The following is a 16,774-nucleotide window of genomic DNA, read 5'->3' as shown; positions in this document are numbered from 1 at the left end:
GACGGGAGTTCGAACAGAGGTCCGCACCAAGGCGGACCTCTGCGAGCAAAAATAAGCATCTAAGATGCAAATTAATGGACCGGTTCCACCAGAGGAGTTCCCCCATGCTGTCCGAGAAGTCGACCGCGACCGTCCGAGCCACCCTGCCCGCCGTCGGAGCGGCCATCGGCGACATAACGGAGCTCTTCTACACCAAGCTCTTCACCGCCCACCCGGAGCTGCTCCGCGACCTCTTCAACCGGGGCAACCAGAACGCCGGCCTCCAGAAGCAGGCGCTCGCCGGCTCCATCGCCACCTTCGCGACCCACCTCGTCGAGCACCCGGACACCCGCCCCGACGTGATGCTGAGCCGCATCGCGCACAAGCACGCCAGCCTCGGTGTCACCCGCGAGCAGTACGCCGTCGTCCACCTGCACCTCTTCGCGGCGATAGCCGAGGTCCTCGGCGAGGCCGTCACGCCCGAGGTCGCCCAGGCCTGGGACGAGGTCTACTGGCTGATGGCGAACGCGCTCGTCACCATCGAGGAGCGCCTCTACGCCGGGCACCGGATCGCCGCGGGCGACGTGTGGCGCGAGTGGACCGTCACCGGCCGCTCGGAGGAGACGGCCGACTGCACCACCTTCCGCCTCACCCCCGCGGACGGCGCCCCGGCGCCCGCGCACCTGCCCGGCCAGTACGTCTCGGTCCAGGTCGAACTCCCCGACGGGGCCCGGCAGATCCGCCAGTACAGCCTGTCCTCCGCGCCCGGCTCGACGGTCCGCACGATCACCGTCAAGCGGGTGCACGGCCCGGCCGCCACGGGCCCCGACGGCGAGGTCTCCAACCACCTGCACGCCCATGTCCGCACGGGCCACACCCTGCGCGTCTCGGCCCCGTACGGCGATCTGGTCCTGGAGGACTCCGACGCCCCGCTGCTGCTCGCCTCGGCCGGCATCGGCTGCACCCCGATGCTGTCGATGCTGGAGCACCTGGCCGAGACCGGGCACGCCTCCCCGGTGACGGTCCTGCACGCCGACCGCTCCCCCGCGGACCACCCGCTGCGGACGGACCACCGGGCGCTGACCCACAAGCTGGCCGACGCCACGGCCACGTTCTGGTACGAGGAGTCGGCGGAGCCGGGGGACGCCACCGGCCTGATGGACCTGTCCGACGTGACCGTCGCCCCCGGCACCCGGGCCTACCTCTGCGGACCGCTCCCCTTCATGCGGTCCGTGCGCGAGCAGCTGATCGCCAAGGGCGTCCCGGCCGCCGACATCCACTACGAGGTCTTCGGCCCCGACCTGTGGCTCGCTTCCGCGTGAGCGGTGTCCGGATCCGCTCGCTAGCCGTACGAAAACACTAGCCGCGGAAGGGCCGCCTCCACTAAACCGGAGCGTGACGATTCGGACACATTGGGTGTCCGTCGCGCACCGCACGAAGGGAGGCGGCCATGGCCGCACCCATGTCCGCGGACCGGTTCATCAACGCACTGAGGAACGAAGGCCTGACCGTCGTCGAGGTCGGCGCCTGGCGCACCCACAACCGCAACCACAAGGGGCCCTGGGGCCCCGTGCACGGGGTGATGATCCACCACACCGTCACACGCGGCACCGCGTACTCCGTCGGGCTCTGCCGCAACGGCCACAGCGCCCTCCCGGGGCCGCTGTGCCACGGCGTGATCACCAAGGACGGCCGCGTCCACCTGGTCGGCTACGGCCGCGCCAACCACGCCGGCCTCGGCGACCCCGACGTCCTGGCGGCGGTGATCGCCGAACGGCGGCTCCCCCCGGACAACGAGGCGACCACCGACGGCAACCGCCACTTCTACGGCTTCGAATGCGTGAACCTCGGCGACGGCGAGGACCCGTGGCCCCCGGCCCAGATGGACGCCATAGCCCGCGTGTCGGCGGCCCTGTGCCGGGTCCACCGCTGGACGGCCCGCTCGGTCATCGGCCACCGCGAATGGCAGCCGGGCAAGGTCGACCCCCGCGGCTTCACGATGGACTCCCTCCGCGACCGCATCGCCGAACGCCTGAAGTAGCCGCCCCCGGCGAAGTGGCGGCCCGCCGCCACTTCGCCACCCGAGAGGGAGGCGGCGCACCTTCGCCTGGCTGCACCGGTTCCAGTGCCTACGCATCCGCTACGAGCGCCGAGCCGACCTCCACCAAGGCCTGCTTGAGCGCACGTGCAGCATCACCCGAGGTATGGGGCGGGGCGACTCTCCAAGAAGTGTTGTACTCGCAGGCGTTGGGTGTGGTGCATGGGCAAGGCCCCCAACTCGGCCGGCTCCACGAAGCGGAGTTCCGTGCTCTCGTCCGAGATCGCCAGCGTGCCCCCGACAATGCGGGCCGTGAAGCAGGCGTTGAACTGACGCCGGACCTCGCCGTCGCTGTACTCGATGATGTGCTTGGGGTCCGTGTACGTGCCGACCAGTCCCGTGATCTCCACGTCGAGCCCGGTCTCCTCCTTCACCTCCCGGACGGCCGTTCCGGGGAGGGAGTCCGTGAGGTCCATCCCGCCGCCGGGGAGGGCCCACAGGTCGTTGTCGCGGCGCCGTTGCAGCAGGATGCGCCCCTGATCGTCCGTGACCACGGCGGAGGCCGCCACGACCATGCTGTTCGGCGCGGGCGCGTGGGGATCGTCGTAGTACTCGGTCCGGGCCATCGGGTCACTCCTCCACGGGACGGGCCGTCTCCCACACCGCGTCGAAGCTCTCCGCGTAGGTGTCGAACATGCCCCCGGCTTCGTGGCGGCGAAGGTGCCACACAGGCGCACCGTACGCGTTCACTCCCCAGACGTGGGCATTGACCAGGAGTTCATCGTCCGCCCGGTACAGGCTGTTGTAGAGGGTCGTACCGTGCGTTCGAAGCTCGATGCCGGGAACGTCAGCCAAGGGTCGGTAGTGCATGAGGGCGAGACGGCAGCGGGATTCGATGCCGTGCCCGAATCTCTCTTCCTGTCCACGCTGCCGGACGTTCCCGCTGTCCGCGTCACCGATGGCGATCCGGACCGTGCAGCCGTCCGCCGCGCGTTCCCGCAGGAGTTCGTTCATGCGGGGATACGCCTCGTGCAGGAACACCGCTGCGTAGACCAGCACGTCGATCCGCTCGCGAGCTGTCGTCAGCAGGTCCACGAATACGGAGACGGGAAGGTCAGCACGCTGGTCGTACAGCGCCACCAGTTCGGGACTGACGGCCCGCGCGGCACGGGCCTGTCTCAGCGCCGGCCATAGTGCGTGGACGTCCTCGCCCAGTGTCTCGGCAGCCAACAGCGCCGTTGCCCGCCGTGGGGTACGCCCGAGGTTGACCCAGCGTTCGACGCTCTTCGGATCGACACCCGTGGCGCTCGCCAGCGATGCATGAGTCCAGCCGCCGGATGCCATCAGGGCCCTTAACCGCTCGTTCTGCATAGGGACGTTCTACAGGGCGTGGGACGTCCCGAAGTGGGAAACATACGAGGTTCCCCCGTCCTGATCACCACAGCGACGATCCCGGTACCAACGAGGTACGAAGGGATCCGGAATGGTGCGGGGACTGTGGCAGCAGGTCGAACAGCGTGATCCGTTTCCGGTGCCCGATCCCGCTCCGGCGGACCTGACGTGCGACGTGTGTGCGGCCCTGGTCGTGCAGCGCGCGGAGTGCTACCGGCTGCGGGATCTGTCGGGGGTCGTGGACTGCAACGTCGAGATCCGTCAGCACCCCCACACGAAGGTGAGCCGATGACCCGCGCCGTGCTGCGCTACGTCCCCCACACCATCCGGCACGCCCCGGAAGGCGGGGTGACCTACGAGGCGTTCTGCGTCGCCGAAGGCTGCGGAGCCGAGTCGGGCGCGCACGACGAACAGGAAGGGCCGCAGGACTGGGCGCTCCGGCACGCCGGTCGGACCGGGCACGACCTGTTCCGGCGTGTGTTCACCGATCACGCACGCGTCAGCCGGGACACGTAGACCCCGGCCCGCTGGGCGACGGCGAGCAAGGCAGTCCAGCGCGCCGGCTTCGGCCCCGCTCACACGACCCGAATCGTGTGAGCGGGGCTCTGACGTGCGACGGCGAGGACGGGAGCGCCTCACAATGGACGGGTGAATCGCCCCCCGAACCTTGACGTGCTCTTGCAGCCCCGCCCGCCGTCCCCGTTGCAGGAGATCCATGACGAGCGGTTCGAGCGGCACGGAGTCCGCCTGCTGCTGAAGCGGGACGACCTGATCCACACCACCATTCCGTGGGACACGGATCTGTTTGGACCAGTGGACCTGTACCCTCCCGGCAACAAGTGGCGCAAGCTCGCGCCGAACCTGCGGGCCGCGCTGGAGGCGGGGCACGAGCAGCTCGTCACCTTCGGTGGGGCGTACTCGAACCACCTGCGGGCCACCGCGGCCGCCGGGCGGCTGCTGGGCATCGCGACGGTCGGCATCGTCCGCGGTGACGAGCTGGCCGGCCGGCCCCTGAACGACTCCCTCGCCCGGTGCGCGGCGGACGGCATGCGCCTGCACTTCGTCACCCGCTCGCGCTACCGCGCCAAGGCCGACCCGCAGGCCCTGGCCGAGCTGCTCGACGAGGCCGGCGCGAGCGGGGCGTACGTCGTCCCGGAGGGCGGCAGCAACGCCCTCGCCCTCGCGGGCTGCGCGGAGCTGGGCCGCGAGCTCCGCGGCGTGACCGACGTGGCCGCGGTGGCCTGCGGCACCGGCGGCACCCTGGCGGGCCTGGCCGCGGGCCTCGCACCCGGGCAGCGGGCGCTGGGAGTCCCCGTCCTGGCCGGCGGCTTCCTGTCCGGGGAGATACGTTCCCTCCAGACCGAGGCGTACGGCGGCCCGGTCGGCGACTGGTCCCTGGCCGAGGACTTCCACCACGGCGGCTACGCCCGCGTACCCGAAGCCCTGGAGTCCTTCGCCGCCGGCTTCGCCTCCCGCCACGGCCTGCCGGTGGAGCGGATCTACGTGGCCAAACTCCTCTGGGCCCTGACCGCCCTCACCGAGGCCGGCACCTTCCCACCCGGCACGACCGTCACCGCGATCATCACCGGCCGCCCGTAGCCGACCCGCCGCCCGCCGGGCACCTTGGCACCGGCCCCGCCGAGCACCCCCGCCAAGCCCCCCGCAGGGGTCACGTCGACTCGCGGAACGCCGCCGCCTCCTCCAGGTCCAGCCTGCGCAGCAGCACCCGCAGCATCTCGTCGTCGATCCGCCGGTCGTCCCGCAGCGCCACGAACACCTCCCGCTCCGACTCGATCATCTCGCCCGCGAGCCGCCGGTAGATGTCGTCCGCGGACTCCCCCGTCAGCGGATTGACCTCGCCCAGCCGTTCCCACACCGCGTTGCGCCGCCGTTCCAGCACCGTCCGCAGCCGGTCCGCCAGCGGCGGTGGCAGCGTGGAGTTCTCCGGTTCCTCCAGCAGCTCCGCCAGCCGCTCCTCCGCCGCCCGCGAGGCCTCGCTCTGTGCCTGCGCCTCGGCCAGCGTCTCGGCCTGCACGTCCTTCGGCGGCAGCTTCAGCGCCCTGATCAGCGGCGGCAACGTCAGCCCCTGCACCACCAGCGTCCCGATGACCGTCGTGAAGGTCAGGAAGAGGATCAGGTTGCGGTGCGGCACCGAGACCGGCACGGAGAAGGCGATGGCCAGCGACACCACGCCCCGCATCCCCGCCCAGCCCACGATCACCGGGGACTTCCAGTCGGTCTCCGGCTCCCGCGTCCGGATCCGGGGCGACATCCAGCGCGGCACGAAGGTAGCCGGGAACACCCATACGAAGCGGGCCACCACCACCACGACGAACAGCGCGACCGCGTACCAGGCCGCGTCCACGCCCTGGTACTCCCCCAGACCGGTGAGAACCACCGCCAGCTGGAGGCCGATCAGCGCGAAGACGACCGACTCCAGGATGAAGGCGACCATCTTCCACACCGCCTCCTCCTGGAGCCGGGTGGCGAAGTCGACCTGCCAGTTGCGGTGCCCGAGGTAGAGGGCGACCACGACGACGGCCAGCACACCGGAGGCGTGCACCCGCTCGGCCGCCGCGTACGCCACGAAGGGGATCAGCAGCGAGAGGGTGTTCTGGAGCAGCGGTTCCTTCATCCGTTTGCGCAGCTGGTGGATCGGCACCATCAGCAGCAGGCCGACGCCGACGCCGCCCACCGAGGCCAGCAGGAACTCCGCGATCCCGCCCGCCCAGCCGGCGCTCACCCCGACCGCCGCCGCCAGCGCCACCTTGTACGCGGTGATGGCGGTGGCGTCGTTGACCAGGGACTCGCCCTGCAGGATGGTCGTCAACCGGTTGGGCAGCCGCAGCTTGCGGGCGATCGCGGTGGCGGCCACCGCGTCGGGCGGCGCGATCACCGCGCCCAGCACCAGCGCCACCGGCAGGGACAGCCCGGGCACCAGCAGGTACGCCGCGTACCCGACGACGACCGTCGCGAAGAGCACGTAGCCGACCGACAGCATCGCGATCGGCCTGATGTTGGCCCGCAGGTCCAGGTAGGAACTGTCCACGGCGGCCGTGTACAGCAGCGGCGGGAGCAGCAGTGGCAGCACGATGTGCGGGTCGAGGGTGTACGCGGGCACGCCCGGGACGTACGAGGCCGCCAGGCCGGCGGCGACCAGCAGGAGCGGCGCCGGGACCGGCGTGCGGCGGGCGAGTCCCGCCACGGCCGCGCTGCCCGCGACCAGGGCCACCAGCTGCAATACGTCCATCGAAGATCCGTCCTCCGTCGTCGCGCGCCCGTACCCTGGCCGTACGCTGGCCATCATGAGCGAGTGCACCCACGTTGCTGAACTGCCGCGCCCCGAGCCGGTCCCGTCTGCACAGACCTGCGCCGAATGTCTGGCCGTCGGCAGCCACCCGGTGCAACTGCGGATGTGCCTGGGCTGCGGGCACGTGGCGTGCTGCGATTCCTCGCCCTTCCGGCACGCGACGGCGCACCACGGCGAGACCGGTCATCCGGTCATGCGGAGCTTCGAGCCGGGCGAGACCTGGCGCTGGTGTTTCGTCGACGGTTCGATCGTCTGAGGCGGGGTAGTTCAACCCTCCGCCGGTTCCCCCGATTTGACCCCCGCAGACCCCTAGCCACTGTGTGTACCCAAGGGCTTACCATCAGTCACTGGCCGCAGGGCAGGGTGCTCAGAGCGGGCGTCACGAGGGGTGCCGCGACACAATCGCCCGGATCGCGGTAGCGTCACCGGCGAAAAGAGCTCGTACCACCTTGGAGGTGAGGGTGTCCCAGATCGCAGGCGAGCCCGGGACTCAGGACTTCGTGGAAGTCCGGCTGCCCGCTGCGGGTGCCTACCTGTCGGTGCTGCGGACGGCCACGGCCGGCCTCGCGGCACGTTTGGACTTCACCCTCGACGAGATCGAGGACCTCCGCATCGCGGTGGACGAGGCCTGCGCGATCCTGCTCCAGCAGGCCGTGCCGGGCTCCGTCCTCAGCTGCGTCTTCCGGCTGATCGACGATTCGCTGGAGGTGACCGTCTCGGCACCGACCACGGACGGACGCGCGCCGGAGCGTGACACGTTCGCGTGGACGGTCCTGTCGGCACTGGCCGGCAAGGTCGAGGCCACGGTCGAGGAGAACCAGACGGTGAGCATCAGTCTCTACAAACAACGCGGCGCGGGGCCAGGCCCGGCGTGAGCGGCGGGGAGATCCCGGTGCGGGGCGGGGATCGGCCCCGAGTACGGCACGAGGTCGACGGCGGCATCCCGGAGCAGCTGCACGCCCGGCCGCACCCGGCTGACGCGGATGCGGAAGACGGCTTTTTGGACTCGGCGGAGCGACGGGCGGGCCCTATGAGCGAGAACCAGCACGACCAATCACAGCCGGCACAGCCGCCGGAGGCCGCTGCGCCGGCCCCGGCGGCGGGGTTCCCGGTGCCTCCGGCCCCGGTGCCCCTGCCCGATCCGCGCGACCGCAGCAGCGCGCGGGCGCTGTTCGTCGAGCTGCGGGCGCTGCCCGACGGCTCGGCGGAGAAGGCGGAGCTGCGCAACCGGCTGGTACGGATGCACCTGCCCCTGGTCGAGCACCTGGCGCGGCGCTTCCGCAACCGCGGTGAGCCGCTGGACGACCTGACCCAGGTCGCGACAATCGGCCTGATCAAGTCGGTGGACCGGTTCGATCCGGACCGCGGGGTCGAGTTCTCCACGTACGCCACGCCCACGGTGGTCGGCGAGATCAAGCGCCACTTCCGCGACAAGGGCTGGGCGGTGCGGGTGCCCCGGCGTCTGCAGGAGCTGCGGCTCTCGCTGACGACGGCCACGGCCGAGCTGTCCCAGCAGCACGGGCGTTCCCCGACGGTGCACGAGCTGGCCGAGCGGCTCGGTATCTCCGAGGAGGAGGTGCTGGAGGGGCTGGAATCGGCCAATGCCTACAGCACGCTCTCCCTGGACGTCCCGGACACCGACGACGAGTCGCCGGCGGTCGCGGACACCCTGGGCGCGGAGGACGAGGCTCTGGAGGGCGTCGAGTACCGCGAGTCCCTCAAGCCTCTGCTGGAGGGACTGCCGCCCCGAGAGAAGCGGATCCTGCTCCTTCGCTTCTTCGGCAACATGACGCAGTCGCAGATCGCGCAGGAGGTGGGCATCTCCCAGATGCACGTCTCCCGCCTGCTGGCCCGCACCCTGGCCCAGCTCCGCGAGAAGCTCCTCGTCGAGGAGTGAGCCGGGCCCGGCTCACTCCGCCGGGCTCAGGAGGAGGACGGCTCTCCGATACCGAGGGCCTCGGTCGCCGTCGGGTTCACGAGCAGCGCGACGACGGCCACCGCGGCCACGGCAAGAGCCACGGCGGCGGCGATCATGGCACCGCCGGTGGTGTAGAGCGTCCAGGCCACCGGCAGCGCCATCAGCTGGGTGATCAGTGCCGGGCCGCGGCTCCAGCGGCGGCCCAGGCGCAGTCCGCGGGCGGCGATCAGCGGCAGCGCGGCGAGCGCGAGCAGGGTGATGCCGCCCGTCTCGGCCTGCTGCGGGGAGTCGGGGTCGCCGGCGATGCCGACGAACAGCATGTACACGCCGAGGCCGGCGAGCGCCAGGCCTTCCAGGGCGGTGAGCGCGGCCGCGGCGGTCAGCCGGCGGGGCAGCGCGGTGGGCGCTTCGACGGTGGGGGCGGGGGCCTTCGCGGGCTGCTTCTTACTCACCCGAGCAGGGTAGCGGCGCCCTCCGCGGGCCGGAGGGGGCGGGCAGTAGGGCCGGCGCACGAAGGGGTGGGTAGTCTGGCGCTCATGCGTGCACTTCTCGTGGCCAACCCAGCAGCGACGACCACCAGTGCGCGCACGCGCGATGTCCTGATCCATGCCCTGGCCAGCGAGATGAAGCTGGAGGCGGTCAGCACCGAGTACCGCGGGCACGCCCGGGACCTGGGGCGCAGGGCCGCGCACGAGGGGCTGGACCTGGTGGTCGCCCTGGGTGGCGACGGCACGGTCAACGAGGTGGTGAACGGGCTCCTGCACAACGGACCCGATCCGGACCGGCTGCCCCGGCTGGCAGTGGTTCCCGGCGGCTCCACCAATGTGTTCGCCCGTGCCCTGGGGCTGCCGAACGACGCGGTCGAGGCGACGGGCGCGCTGCTGGACGCGCTGCGCGAAGAGCGCGAGCGGACGGTCGGCCTAGGACTGGCGGCGGGGACCCCGGGGACGGAGGACGAGTCGGTTCCGGCGCGCTGGTTCACCTTCTGCGCGGGCTTCGGTTTCGACGCGGGCGTCGTGGGGCGGGTCGAGCAGCAGCGGGAGCGCGGCAAGCGTTCGACGCACGCCCTGTATGTACGACAGCTGATGCGCCAGTTCTGGGAGGAGCCCAACCGGCGGCACGGCACGGTCACGCTGGAGCGGCCCGGAGCGGATCCGGTGACGGGTCTGGTGCTGTCCATAGTGTGCAACACCTCACCGTGGACGTATCTGGGGAATCGTCCGCTTTACGCCTCTCCGGAGGCATCGTTCGATACTGCGCTTGACGTATTGGCACTCAACCGTTTGTCAACTCCGGCCGTCGCCCGCTACGCGACACAGCTCCTGACCTCCACTCCTGAGCGGGGTCCGCACGGCAAGCATGCGGTGTCTCTGCACGATCTGACCGACTTCACCTTGCATTCGAAGGTTCCCCTCCCGTTCCAGATGGACGGTGATCACCTCGGGCTGCGCACCAGCGTTCGGTTCACAGGCGTACGCCGTGCACTGCGTGTGATTGTGTGAGTAGAAGGGCCCATAGGCCTTTCACTCGAACGTTTACACGCCGGTCCACCCTCACGATGTAGGGCTGTGACCTAGTAGACACCGACGAATCAAAAAAAACTTTCCGGAAGGGGTTGTATCCCCGTCCGAGGTTTGCGAATCTCTTCATGGCGATCGGGACAGCCCGCAGGACCCGGCACCCACACAGACCGCCAGAACCCCTCCACGAATCTCAGACTGATCACCCGCGTGAAACCGGGCGGTCGCCCTTCCCTCACGGGGGGATTCGTGAAAGCGTTCACATTCACAAGCAAAGTGCCCGCAATACAAGGAGATGGAGCAGCCATGGACTGGCGTCACAACGCCGTTTGCCGCGAGGAAGACCCGGAACTCTTCTTCCCCATCGGCAACACCGGTCCTGCGCTGCTGCAGATCGAGGAAGCCAAGGCCGTCTGCCGCCGTTGCCCCGTCATGGAGCAGTGCCTGCAGTGGGCGCTCGAGTCCGGTCAGGACTCCGGCGTCTGGGGCGGTCTCAGCGAGGACGAGCGCCGCGCCATGAAGCGCCGCGCCGCTCGCAACCGGGCGCGCAACGCCAGCGCCTGACAACGACTTTCGAGCCTCGACGCGCAGCGCGCAGTACCGAAGAAGCGCTCAGCAACGTGCTCTTGAGCCCCGGACCGAAGCATTCGGTCCGGGGCTCAGTGCTGCTGTGCGACTACGCTGCGTGCGCGGGGCCCGGAAGCCGCCGCTCACGCTGAGTCAGCGTCACGGCTGCTACTTCTGCGGGCTGGACGGCAGGTCGAGGACGACCTTGGTGCCGCGCGGCTCGGCCCGGACCATGTCGAAGGTGCCGCCCAGTTCCCCCTCCACGAGGGTCCGTACGATCTGCAGCCCGAGGTTGCCGGCCCGCTGGGGGTCGAACCCCTCGGGCAGGCCGTTGCCGTCGTCGAGAACGGTGATCAGCAGGCGCCCGTCCTTGCGGCCGGTCCCGCTGCGCAGCGCGGCCACTTCCACGGTGCCCCGCTCCCCCGGGGTGAAGGCGTGCTCCAGGGCGTTCTGCAGGATCTCGGTCAGCACCATCGACAGCGGGGTGGCGACCTCCGCGTCCAGGATCCCGAAGCGGCCGGTGCGCCGGCAGTCGACCCGGCCCGGTGAGATCTCCGAGACCATCGCGATCACGCGGTCGGCGATCTCGTCGAACTCGACCCGCTCGTCGAGGTTCTGAGAGAGCGTCTCGTGCACGATCGCGATCGAACCGACGCGGCGCACGGCCTCGTTGAGCGCCTCTCGGCCCTGGGGCGAATCCATACGGCGGGCCTGGAGCCGCAGGAGCGCGGCCACGGTCTGGAGGTTGTTCTTCACCCGGTGGTGGATCTCCCGGATGGTGGCGTCCTTGGTGATGAGTTCACGTTCGCGACGGCGCAGTTCGGTGACGTCGCGGCAGAGGACCAGGGAGCCGATCCGGGTGCCCTTGGGTTTGAGGGGGATGGCGCGCAGCTGGATGACGCCGCCGTTCCCCTCGACCTCGGTCTCGCGGGGGGCCCAGCCGCTGGCGAGTTTGACCAGTGCCTCGTCCACCGGGCCGCGGGAGGGGGCGAGTTCGGCGGTGGTGGCGCCGAGGTCCTGGCCGACCAGGTCGGAGGCGAGGCCGAGGCGGTGGTAGGCGGAGAGGGCGTTCGGGGAGGCGTAGGTGACGACGCCCTCGGCGTCGAGGCGGATCAGGCCGTCGCCGACGCGCGGCGAGGCGTCCATGTCGACCTGCTGGCCGGGGAAGGGGAAGGCGCCCGCCGCGATCATCTGTGCGAGGTCGGAGGCGGACTGGAGGTAGGTCAGCTCCAGCCGGCTCGGTGTACGCACAGTGAGCAGGTTGGTGTTGCGGGCGATCACTCCCAGTACCCGTCCCTCGCGGCGGACGGGGATCGACTCGACGCGGACCGGCACCTCCTCACGCCACTCCGGGTCGCCCTCGCGCACGATGCGGCCCTCGTCGAGCGCGGCGTCGAGCAGGGGACGGCGGCCGCGGGGCACCAGGTGTCCGACCATGTCGTCCTGGTAGGAGGTGGGGCCGGTGTTCGGGCGCATCTGGGCGACCGAGACGTACCGCGTGCCGTCGAGGGTGGGCACCCACAGGACGAGGTCGGCGAAGGACAGGTCGGAGAGCAGCTGCCACTCCGAGACCAACAGGTGGAGCCACTCCAGGTCGGTTTCTCCGAGAGCGGTGTGCTGGCGTACGAGGTCGTTCATGGAGGGCACGTTGCGAGCGTACCCCGGGTACGCACGATGACTTTCCCCACGCGGGTACTCAGGAGTATCCAGGAGGGGCACGGGCCGCGTACTGTTGGAGGAAGTGACGGGTTTCCAGCTACCGTCATTGGATGGACAGAACAGATTGGTCTAGTCCAGAATTGGCTTACAGTCTCCGCCCTCCCCGCACAGGAGGACGGAAGCGAGGTAGTCGCGCGCTCTGCCCTGACCGCGCAGGCACCTCTCACCGGCCGCCGGGAACCGCACACCTGACGGCCGTAAGTACTCCGGGCTACGGTGCCGGACGGGTTGAGGGTCCCGTCCTGCACCGTGGCCCAGAGGAATCCGCGGGGCTCTACGGCCAGGCCAGCAGGGCCCGCTCCGCCACCGCCTCCAGCTCCTCCCGGGTCGCCCCGTCGCGCGACTGCTGGGACATCCCCTGAAGCACGGCCCCGGTGTACCGGGCCAGCGCCCGCGCGTCCGTGTCCGCGGGCAGCGCGCCGGTCGCGACATCGGCGCGGATCCTGCGCTCGAAGAGCTCCAGATTGGCGTTGCGGCGCTCGCGCAGGGCCTGGGCCACCTCCTCCGAGGTGGTGTTGATCGCGGCGCTGATCACCATGCAGCCCGGCGGGTGGGCCGGGTCGGTGTAGATCTCGGCCGCCTCGCGCAGGATGCGCTCGACGGCGGCGCGGGCGGTGGGCTCCTCGGCCAGCGCCACGCCGGCGAACTCCCCGTACCGGCTGCCGTACACCACGACGACCTCGTCGAAGAGCTTGCGCTTGTCGCCGAAGGCCGCGTAGAGGCTGGGTGCGCCGATGCCGATCGAGGCGGTCAGGTCGGAGATCGAGGTCGCCTCGTAGCCGCGCTCCCAGAAGGCCGTCATCGCCTTGTCGAGGGCGGCGTCGCGGTCGAAGGAGCGGGGCCTGCCGCGCTGTCCGGTCACCATCCGAAGATTCTATAGCGGCCGCTAGGGAATCTGATACGGTCCCTTTCTGTAGCGACCGCTATCGATTTCGAAGGGGGGCGCGTCATGGGCGTGCTCGAGGGGAAGACGGCACTGGTCACGGGCGGCAGCCGGGGCATCGGCCGGGCCGTGGCGCAGCGGCTGGCGCGCGACGGGGCACTGGTCGCGGTGCACTACGGGCGCAACGCGGAGGCGGCAGAGGAGACCGTGGCCGCGATCGGGGCGGCCGGCGGACGGGCCTTCGCCATCGGGGCCGAGCTCGGGGTCCCGGGGGACGCGCAGGCCCTCTGGGCGGCGTACGAGGCCCACCCCGCGCACACCGAGGCCGTGGACATCCTCGTCAACAACGCGGGGGCGGCGGCCTTCGCGGGGATCGGGGACACCGACGAGGAGGCGTACGACCGGGCGCACGCACTGAACGCGAAGGCGCCGTTCTTCGTGATCCAGCACGGACTGGCGCGGCTGCGGGACGGCGGCCGGATCGTGAACGTGACCGGCACCCCGGACCTCGCGCTGCCGGCGATCCTGGCGACGGTCATGGCGAAGGGCGCGGTGAACGCCATGACGCGCTCGCTGGCCGCGGAGCTGGCTCCGCGGGGGATCACCGTGAACTCGGTGGGGCCGGGGATCACCGAGACGGACCTGAACGCGGCCCTGCTCGCCGATCCCGCGACCCGGGCCCACCTGGCCGCCCGCTCGGTCTTCCACCGGGTGGGCACGGCGGAGGAGGTGGCGGACGTGGTGGCCTTCCTGGCCTCGGCGGACTCCCGCTGGGTCACGGGCCAGCACCTGGACGCCACGGGCGGTCTGCAGCTGGCACTGGTCTAGAACGCGACGCGGCCCCGGGCGGGTCCGGGAGGGCCCGTCCAGGGGCGCGGCCCCGGACGGGCCCTCCGGTGGCGGACCGGTCCCCGGGAGGCCGCACGCCCGGGTCGGGATCAGCATGGAAAGTGGCGGGACCCCCGCCGGACCCGGCCCGCTCTGCTAGATTGGTCTATACCACATCACCCACTCCAGATCGGCAGGCCCCGCGTGGAAGTTGTCATCGTCCCGGACGCCAAGGCAGGCGGCGAGCTCATCGCGGAGGCCATGGCCGCCCTGGTGCGCCGCAAGCCCGACGCCCTGCTCGGCGTGGCGACCGGCTCTACCCCGCTGCCCGTCTACGAGGCCCTCACGCGCAAGGTCGGGGCGGGTGAGGCCGACGTCTCCCGGGCCCGGATATGCCAGCTCGACGAGTACGTGGGCCTGCCGGCCGGGCACCCGGAGTCCTACCGGGCCGTCGTCCTGCGCGAGGTCGTCGAGCCGCTCGGCCTGACCGAGGCCTCCTTCATGGGCCCCGACGGTGCGGCCGAGGACCTCGTCGCCGCGTGCGAGGCCTACGACCGGGCCCTGGCCGAGGCCGGCGGTGTCGACCTCCAGCTGCTGGGCATCGGCACGGACGGGCACATCGGCTTCAACGAGCCCTGCTCGTCCCTGGCCTCTCGCACCCGCATCAAGACGCTGACGGAGCAGACCCGCGTGGACAACGCGCGCTTCTTCGACGACGACCTGGAGCAGGTGCCGCACCACGTCATCACCCAGGGCATCGGCACCATCCTCGACGCCCGCCACCTGGTGCTGCTGGCCACCGGCGAGGGCAAGGCCGAGGCCGTCGCGCAGACCGTCGAGGGGCCGCTGTCCGCCCTGGTGCCGGCGTCCGCGCTGCAGCTGCACCGGCACGCCACCGTCGTCGTGGACGAGGCCGCGGCCTCGAAGCTCAAGCTGGCCGACTACTTCCGCCACGCCTACGCCAACAAGCCGGCCTGGCAGGGGCTGTAGCAGCCGTAGCACCCGGAACGGACGAAGGGCCGGGCTCGCTGGAGCCCGGCCCTTCGCCGTGGGCGGCGGAGCCGGGCACCACCCCTGTGACGGGTGCCCGGCTCCGGCGCCGCGGCGTCACACCCCTGTGACGGCTTTCGCGACGACCTCGGCGGCGGCGCGTCCGCAGACCCGCGCGGCGCCGTGCGTCGCGATGTGCAGGGCCCCGCGCGGCTCGGCGCGGGGCAGCCCCATCTCGACCACGACCGTGTCCGGCCGGGCTTCGACCAGAGCGTCCAGCACCTCGGTCATCCACGGGTGGCGGTGCGCGTCGCGGACCACCGCGACGACGGTGCGCTCCCCCGCCGCCGCCAGGACCTCCCCGGCCGTGGCGCCCTGCGGGTAGAGGCCCGAGGCGGTGCCCGGCAGCAGCTCGGCCAGTTCGGCGGCCGGGCCCCACGGGGTCTCGTCACCGACCGCGATGTTCGCGACCGGGGTCAGGGTCGCAACGTACGGGCGGCCGGCCGATGGAGCCGCCGAGCCGGTGACGACCAGGGCCCTGCGGGCGGCGGTCAGGCCGATGCCGGACGCGCGGCTCCCCTCCGGCCGCGCGCCGGGCCGGGCCGCCCGGGTCCAGGCGGCGAGCGCCCGGACCCGGGCGGCGGCGTCGGCGAGGCGCTCCTGCGGGAGCGTGCCCTCGCGGACGGCCGCGACCAGCGCGTCGCGCAGGCGCAGGACGGTGGCCTCGTCGGCGAGCCCGCCGCCGACGCAGATGGCGTCGGCGCCCGCCGCGATGGCGAGGACCGAGCCGCGCTCGATCCCGTACGTCCCGGCGATGGCGTGCATCTCCATGCCGTCGGTGACGATGAGGCCCTCGTAGCCGAGTTCCTTGCGCAGCAGGCCGGTCAGGATCTGCGGGCTGAGTGTGGCCGGGCGGGTCGGGTCGAGGGCGGGCACCAGGATGTGCGCGCTCATCACGGCCTTGGTCCCGGCCTCGATGGCGGCCCTGAACGGTACGAGTTCCCGTGCGGCGAGGGTGTCGAGGTCCACGTCGATGCGCGGCAGGGCGTGGTGGGAGTCGACGTTGGTGTCGCCGTGGCCCGGGAAGTGCTTGGTGCAGGCGGCGACGCCGGCGGCCTGGAGGCCCTCGACGTAGGCGGCGGTGTGCCGGGCGGCGAGGTGGGTGTCGGCGCCGAAGGACCGTACACCGATGACCGGGTTGTCCGGGTTGGAGTTGACGTCGGCGGAGGGGGCCCAGTTGAGGTTGACGCCGCATTCGGCGAGGCGGCGGCCCAGTTCGTGGGCGACGTCCCGGGTCAGGCCGGTGTCGTCGACGGAGCCGAGGGCCAGGTTGCCGGGGAAGGACGAGCCGCCCCGGACCTCCAGGCGGGTGACGTCGCCGCCCTCCTCGTCGATGGCGACGAGGACGTCGTCCCGCTCGGCTCGCAGCTGCGCGGTCAGCGCGGTGAGTTGCCCGGGCGAGGCGATGTTGCGGCCGAACAGGCCCACCGAGGCGAGGCCTTCGCCGATCCGGCGGAGCAGCCAGGCGGGGGCGGTGGTGCCCTCGAAGCCGGGCTGGAGGACGGCGAGTGCGTCGCGGGTCACCTCGTCGGAGGCGGTGGCGCGGTGCGCAAGGACAGTCATGACGGCG

General features: G+C 71.4%; 19 protein-coding genes and 1 pseudogene. 13 read left to right on the top strand and 7 right to left on the bottom strand.

Features of this window, described 5'->3' with window-relative positions:
* The first annotated feature begins 104 nt into the window (after positions 1-104).
* The 3 genes and pseudogenes from AAT21_RS08450 to AAT21_RS38310 all read left to right on the top strand — a co-directional run.
* Positions 105-1,301, top strand: a complete 1,197-nt coding sequence (locus AAT21_RS08450; protein WP_046776104.1) for a globin domain-containing protein — start codon at positions 105-107, stop codon at positions 1,299-1,301.
* Positions 1,302-1,429: 128 nt separating this feature from the next.
* Positions 1,430-2,020, top strand: coding sequence for an N-acetylmuramoyl-L-alanine amidase (locus tag AAT21_RS08445; protein ID WP_046776103.1), 591 nt, complete (start codon positions 1,430-1,432; stop codon positions 2,018-2,020).
* 55 nt (positions 2,021-2,075) lie between these two features.
* A pseudogene (locus AAT21_RS38310) lies at positions 2,076-2,174 on the top strand (IS5/IS1182 family transposase); the annotation flags it as partial.
* Here AAT21_RS38310 and AAT21_RS08440 read toward each other — a convergent pair.
* Together AAT21_RS08440 and AAT21_RS08435 are read right to left on the bottom strand one after the other, a co-directional pair.
* A complete protein-coding gene (locus AAT21_RS08440) occupies positions 2,173-2,643 on the bottom strand; it encodes an NUDIX domain-containing protein (RefSeq protein WP_046776102.1) in 471 nt (156 codons plus the stop codon). The pseudogene AAT21_RS38310 and the gene AAT21_RS08440 sit on opposite strands and share 2 nt — an antisense overlap.
* A 4-nt stretch (positions 2,644-2,647) precedes the next feature.
* Positions 2,648-3,388, bottom strand: coding sequence for a helix-turn-helix domain-containing protein (locus AAT21_RS08435; RefSeq protein WP_046776101.1), 741 nt, complete (start codon positions 3,386-3,388; stop codon positions 2,648-2,650).
* 112 nt (positions 3,389-3,500) lie between these two features.
* On the opposite strand from AAT21_RS08435, the gene AAT21_RS08430 reads away from it, so the two are divergent.
* The 3 genes from AAT21_RS08430 to AAT21_RS08420 all read left to right on the top strand — a co-directional run bounded on the left by AAT21_RS08430 (position 3,501) and on the right by AAT21_RS08420 (position 5,008).
* Positions 3,501-3,701 carry a hypothetical protein gene (locus tag AAT21_RS08430; RefSeq protein WP_046776100.1) on the top strand — a complete coding sequence of 67 codons (201 nt, stop codon included), beginning with the start codon at positions 3,501-3,503 and terminating at the stop codon, positions 3,699-3,701.
* Positions 3,698-3,925 (top strand): DUF7848 domain-containing protein, encoded by a 228-nt coding sequence (locus AAT21_RS08425; RefSeq protein ID WP_046776099.1) that lies wholly within the window; start codon positions 3,698-3,700, stop codon positions 3,923-3,925. Before AAT21_RS08430 ends, AAT21_RS08425 begins: the two co-directional genes overlap by 4 nt.
* A 156-nt stretch (positions 3,926-4,081) precedes the next feature.
* Positions 4,082-5,008 (top strand): 1-aminocyclopropane-1-carboxylate deaminase/D-cysteine desulfhydrase, encoded by a 927-nt coding sequence (locus AAT21_RS08420; protein WP_235438721.1) that lies wholly within the window; start codon positions 4,082-4,084, stop codon positions 5,006-5,008.
* A 70-nt stretch (positions 5,009-5,078) separates the two neighbouring features.
* Here the strand turns inward: AAT21_RS08420 and AAT21_RS08415 are convergent, their stop codons facing one another.
* Positions 5,079-6,659, bottom strand: a complete 1,581-nt coding sequence (locus AAT21_RS08415) for a Na+/H+ antiporter (RefSeq protein ID WP_046776097.1) — start codon at positions 6,657-6,659, stop codon at positions 5,079-5,081.
* Between the two features lie 55 nt (positions 6,660-6,714).
* Here AAT21_RS08415 and AAT21_RS08410 point away from each other — a divergent pair, with 55 nt between their 5' ends.
* The 3 genes from AAT21_RS08410 (at position 6,715) to AAT21_RS08400 (ending at position 8,616) form a co-directional block, all read left to right on the top strand.
* Positions 6,715-6,975, top strand: a complete 261-nt coding sequence (locus AAT21_RS08410) for a UBP-type zinc finger domain-containing protein (protein ID WP_030963467.1) — start codon at positions 6,715-6,717, stop codon at positions 6,973-6,975.
* A gap of 205 nt (positions 6,976-7,180) precedes the next feature.
* On the top strand, positions 7,181-7,594 hold the full coding sequence (locus tag AAT21_RS08405; RefSeq protein ID WP_030963468.1) for an ATP-binding protein: 414 nt from the start codon (positions 7,181-7,183) through the stop codon (positions 7,592-7,594).
* 11 nt (positions 7,595-7,605) lie between these two features.
* Positions 7,606-8,616 carry an RNA polymerase sigma factor SigF gene (locus AAT21_RS08400; RefSeq protein ID WP_079025678.1) on the top strand — a complete coding sequence of 337 codons (1,011 nt, stop codon included), beginning with the start codon at positions 7,606-7,608 and terminating at the stop codon, positions 8,614-8,616.
* Positions 8,617-8,642: 26 nt separating this feature from the next.
* Here AAT21_RS08400 and AAT21_RS08395 read toward each other — a convergent pair whose 3' ends face one another.
* Complete coding sequence (locus AAT21_RS08395) at positions 8,643-9,089, bottom strand: hypothetical protein (RefSeq protein ID WP_046776095.1); 447 nt, start codon at positions 9,087-9,089, stop codon at positions 8,643-8,645.
* A gap of 84 nt (positions 9,090-9,173) precedes the next feature.
* Between AAT21_RS08395 and AAT21_RS08390 the strand changes: the two genes are divergently transcribed.
* Positions 9,174-10,139 carry a diacylglycerol/lipid kinase family protein gene (locus AAT21_RS08390; protein WP_046777164.1) on the top strand — a complete coding sequence of 322 codons (966 nt, stop codon included), beginning with the start codon at positions 9,174-9,176 and terminating at the stop codon, positions 10,137-10,139.
* Positions 10,140-10,463: 324 nt separating this feature from the next.
* Positions 10,464-10,721 (top strand): WhiB family transcriptional regulator, encoded by a 258-nt coding sequence (locus tag AAT21_RS08385; protein ID WP_003953983.1) that lies wholly within the window; start codon positions 10,464-10,466, stop codon positions 10,719-10,721.
* A 171-nt stretch (positions 10,722-10,892) separates the two neighbouring features.
* Here AAT21_RS08385 and AAT21_RS08380 read toward each other — a convergent pair whose 3' ends face one another.
* A complete protein-coding gene (locus tag AAT21_RS08380; protein ID WP_046776094.1) occupies positions 10,893-12,362 on the bottom strand; it encodes a sensor histidine kinase in 1,470 nt (489 codons plus the stop codon).
* A gap of 355 nt (positions 12,363-12,717) precedes the next feature.
* On the bottom strand, positions 12,718-13,308 hold the full coding sequence (locus AAT21_RS08375; protein ID WP_046776093.1) for a TetR/AcrR family transcriptional regulator: 591 nt from the start codon (positions 13,306-13,308) through the stop codon (positions 12,718-12,720).
* Positions 13,309-13,392: 84 nt separating this feature from the next.
* On the opposite strand from AAT21_RS08375, the gene AAT21_RS08370 reads away from it, so the two are divergent.
* Both AAT21_RS08370 and nagB read left to right on the top strand, forming a co-directional pair.
* Positions 13,393-14,154 carry an SDR family oxidoreductase gene (locus AAT21_RS08370; RefSeq protein WP_046776092.1) on the top strand — a complete coding sequence of 254 codons (762 nt, stop codon included), beginning with the start codon at positions 13,393-13,395 and terminating at the stop codon, positions 14,152-14,154.
* Positions 14,155-14,358: 204 nt separating this feature from the next.
* A complete protein-coding gene (nagB, locus tag AAT21_RS08365; RefSeq protein ID WP_046776091.1) occupies positions 14,359-15,144 on the top strand; it encodes a glucosamine-6-phosphate deaminase in 786 nt (261 codons plus the stop codon).
* A 117-nt stretch (positions 15,145-15,261) separates the two neighbouring features.
* Here nagB and AAT21_RS08360 read toward each other — a convergent pair whose 3' ends face one another.
* Positions 15,262-16,767, bottom strand: coding sequence for a glycoside hydrolase family 3 protein (locus AAT21_RS08360; RefSeq protein ID WP_046776090.1), 1,506 nt, complete (start codon positions 16,765-16,767; stop codon positions 15,262-15,264).
* Between the last annotated feature and the right edge of the window lie 7 nt (positions 16,768-16,774).

It is taken from the genome of Streptomyces yangpuensis (assembly GCF_001005295.1).
In the GTDB taxonomy this organism is placed as follows: domain Bacteria; phylum Actinomycetota; class Actinomycetes; order Streptomycetales; family Streptomycetaceae; genus Streptomyces; species Streptomyces yangpuensis.
This window is presented reverse-complemented; position numbering and strand designations above follow the sequence as displayed.

Bases quoted from the DNA above. Each gene is read 5' to 3' on its own strand.
- AAT21_RS08450 (WP_046776104.1), top strand. From the start codon at position 105: ATGCTGTCCGAGAAGTCGACCGCGACCGTCCGAGCCACCCTGCCCGCC.
- AAT21_RS08445 (WP_046776103.1), top strand. From the start codon at position 1,430: ATGGCCGCACCCATGTCCGCGGACCGGTTCATCAACGCACTGAGGAAC.
- AAT21_RS08440 (WP_046776102.1), bottom strand. From the start codon at position 2,643: ATGGCCCGGACCGAGTACTACGACGATCCCCACGCGCCCGCGCCGAAC.
- AAT21_RS08435 (WP_046776101.1), bottom strand. From the start codon at position 3,388: ATGCAGAACGAGCGGTTAAGGGCCCTGATGGCATCCGGCGGCTGGACT.
- AAT21_RS08430 (WP_046776100.1), top strand. From the start codon at position 3,501: ATGGTGCGGGGACTGTGGCAGCAGGTCGAACAGCGTGATCCGTTTCCG.
- AAT21_RS08425 (WP_046776099.1), top strand. From the start codon at position 3,698: ATGACCCGCGCCGTGCTGCGCTACGTCCCCCACACCATCCGGCACGCC.
- AAT21_RS08415 (WP_046776097.1), bottom strand. From the start codon at position 6,659: ATGGACGTATTGCAGCTGGTGGCCCTGGTCGCGGGCAGCGCGGCCGTG.
- AAT21_RS08410 (WP_030963467.1), top strand. From the start codon at position 6,715: ATGAGCGAGTGCACCCACGTTGCTGAACTGCCGCGCCCCGAGCCGGTC.
- AAT21_RS08390 (WP_046777164.1), top strand. From the start codon at position 9,174: ATGCGTGCACTTCTCGTGGCCAACCCAGCAGCGACGACCACCAGTGCG.
- AAT21_RS08385 (WP_003953983.1), top strand. From the start codon at position 10,464: ATGGACTGGCGTCACAACGCCGTTTGCCGCGAGGAAGACCCGGAACTC.
- AAT21_RS08380 (WP_046776094.1), bottom strand. From the start codon at position 12,362: ATGAACGACCTCGTACGCCAGCACACCGCTCTCGGAGAAACCGACCTG.
- AAT21_RS08375 (WP_046776093.1), bottom strand. From the start codon at position 13,308: ATGGTGACCGGACAGCGCGGCAGGCCCCGCTCCTTCGACCGCGACGCC.
- AAT21_RS08370 (WP_046776092.1), top strand. From the start codon at position 13,393: ATGGGCGTGCTCGAGGGGAAGACGGCACTGGTCACGGGCGGCAGCCGG.
- AAT21_RS08360 (WP_046776090.1), bottom strand. From the start codon at position 16,767: ATGACTGTCCTTGCGCACCGCGCCACCGCCTCCGACGAGGTGACCCGC.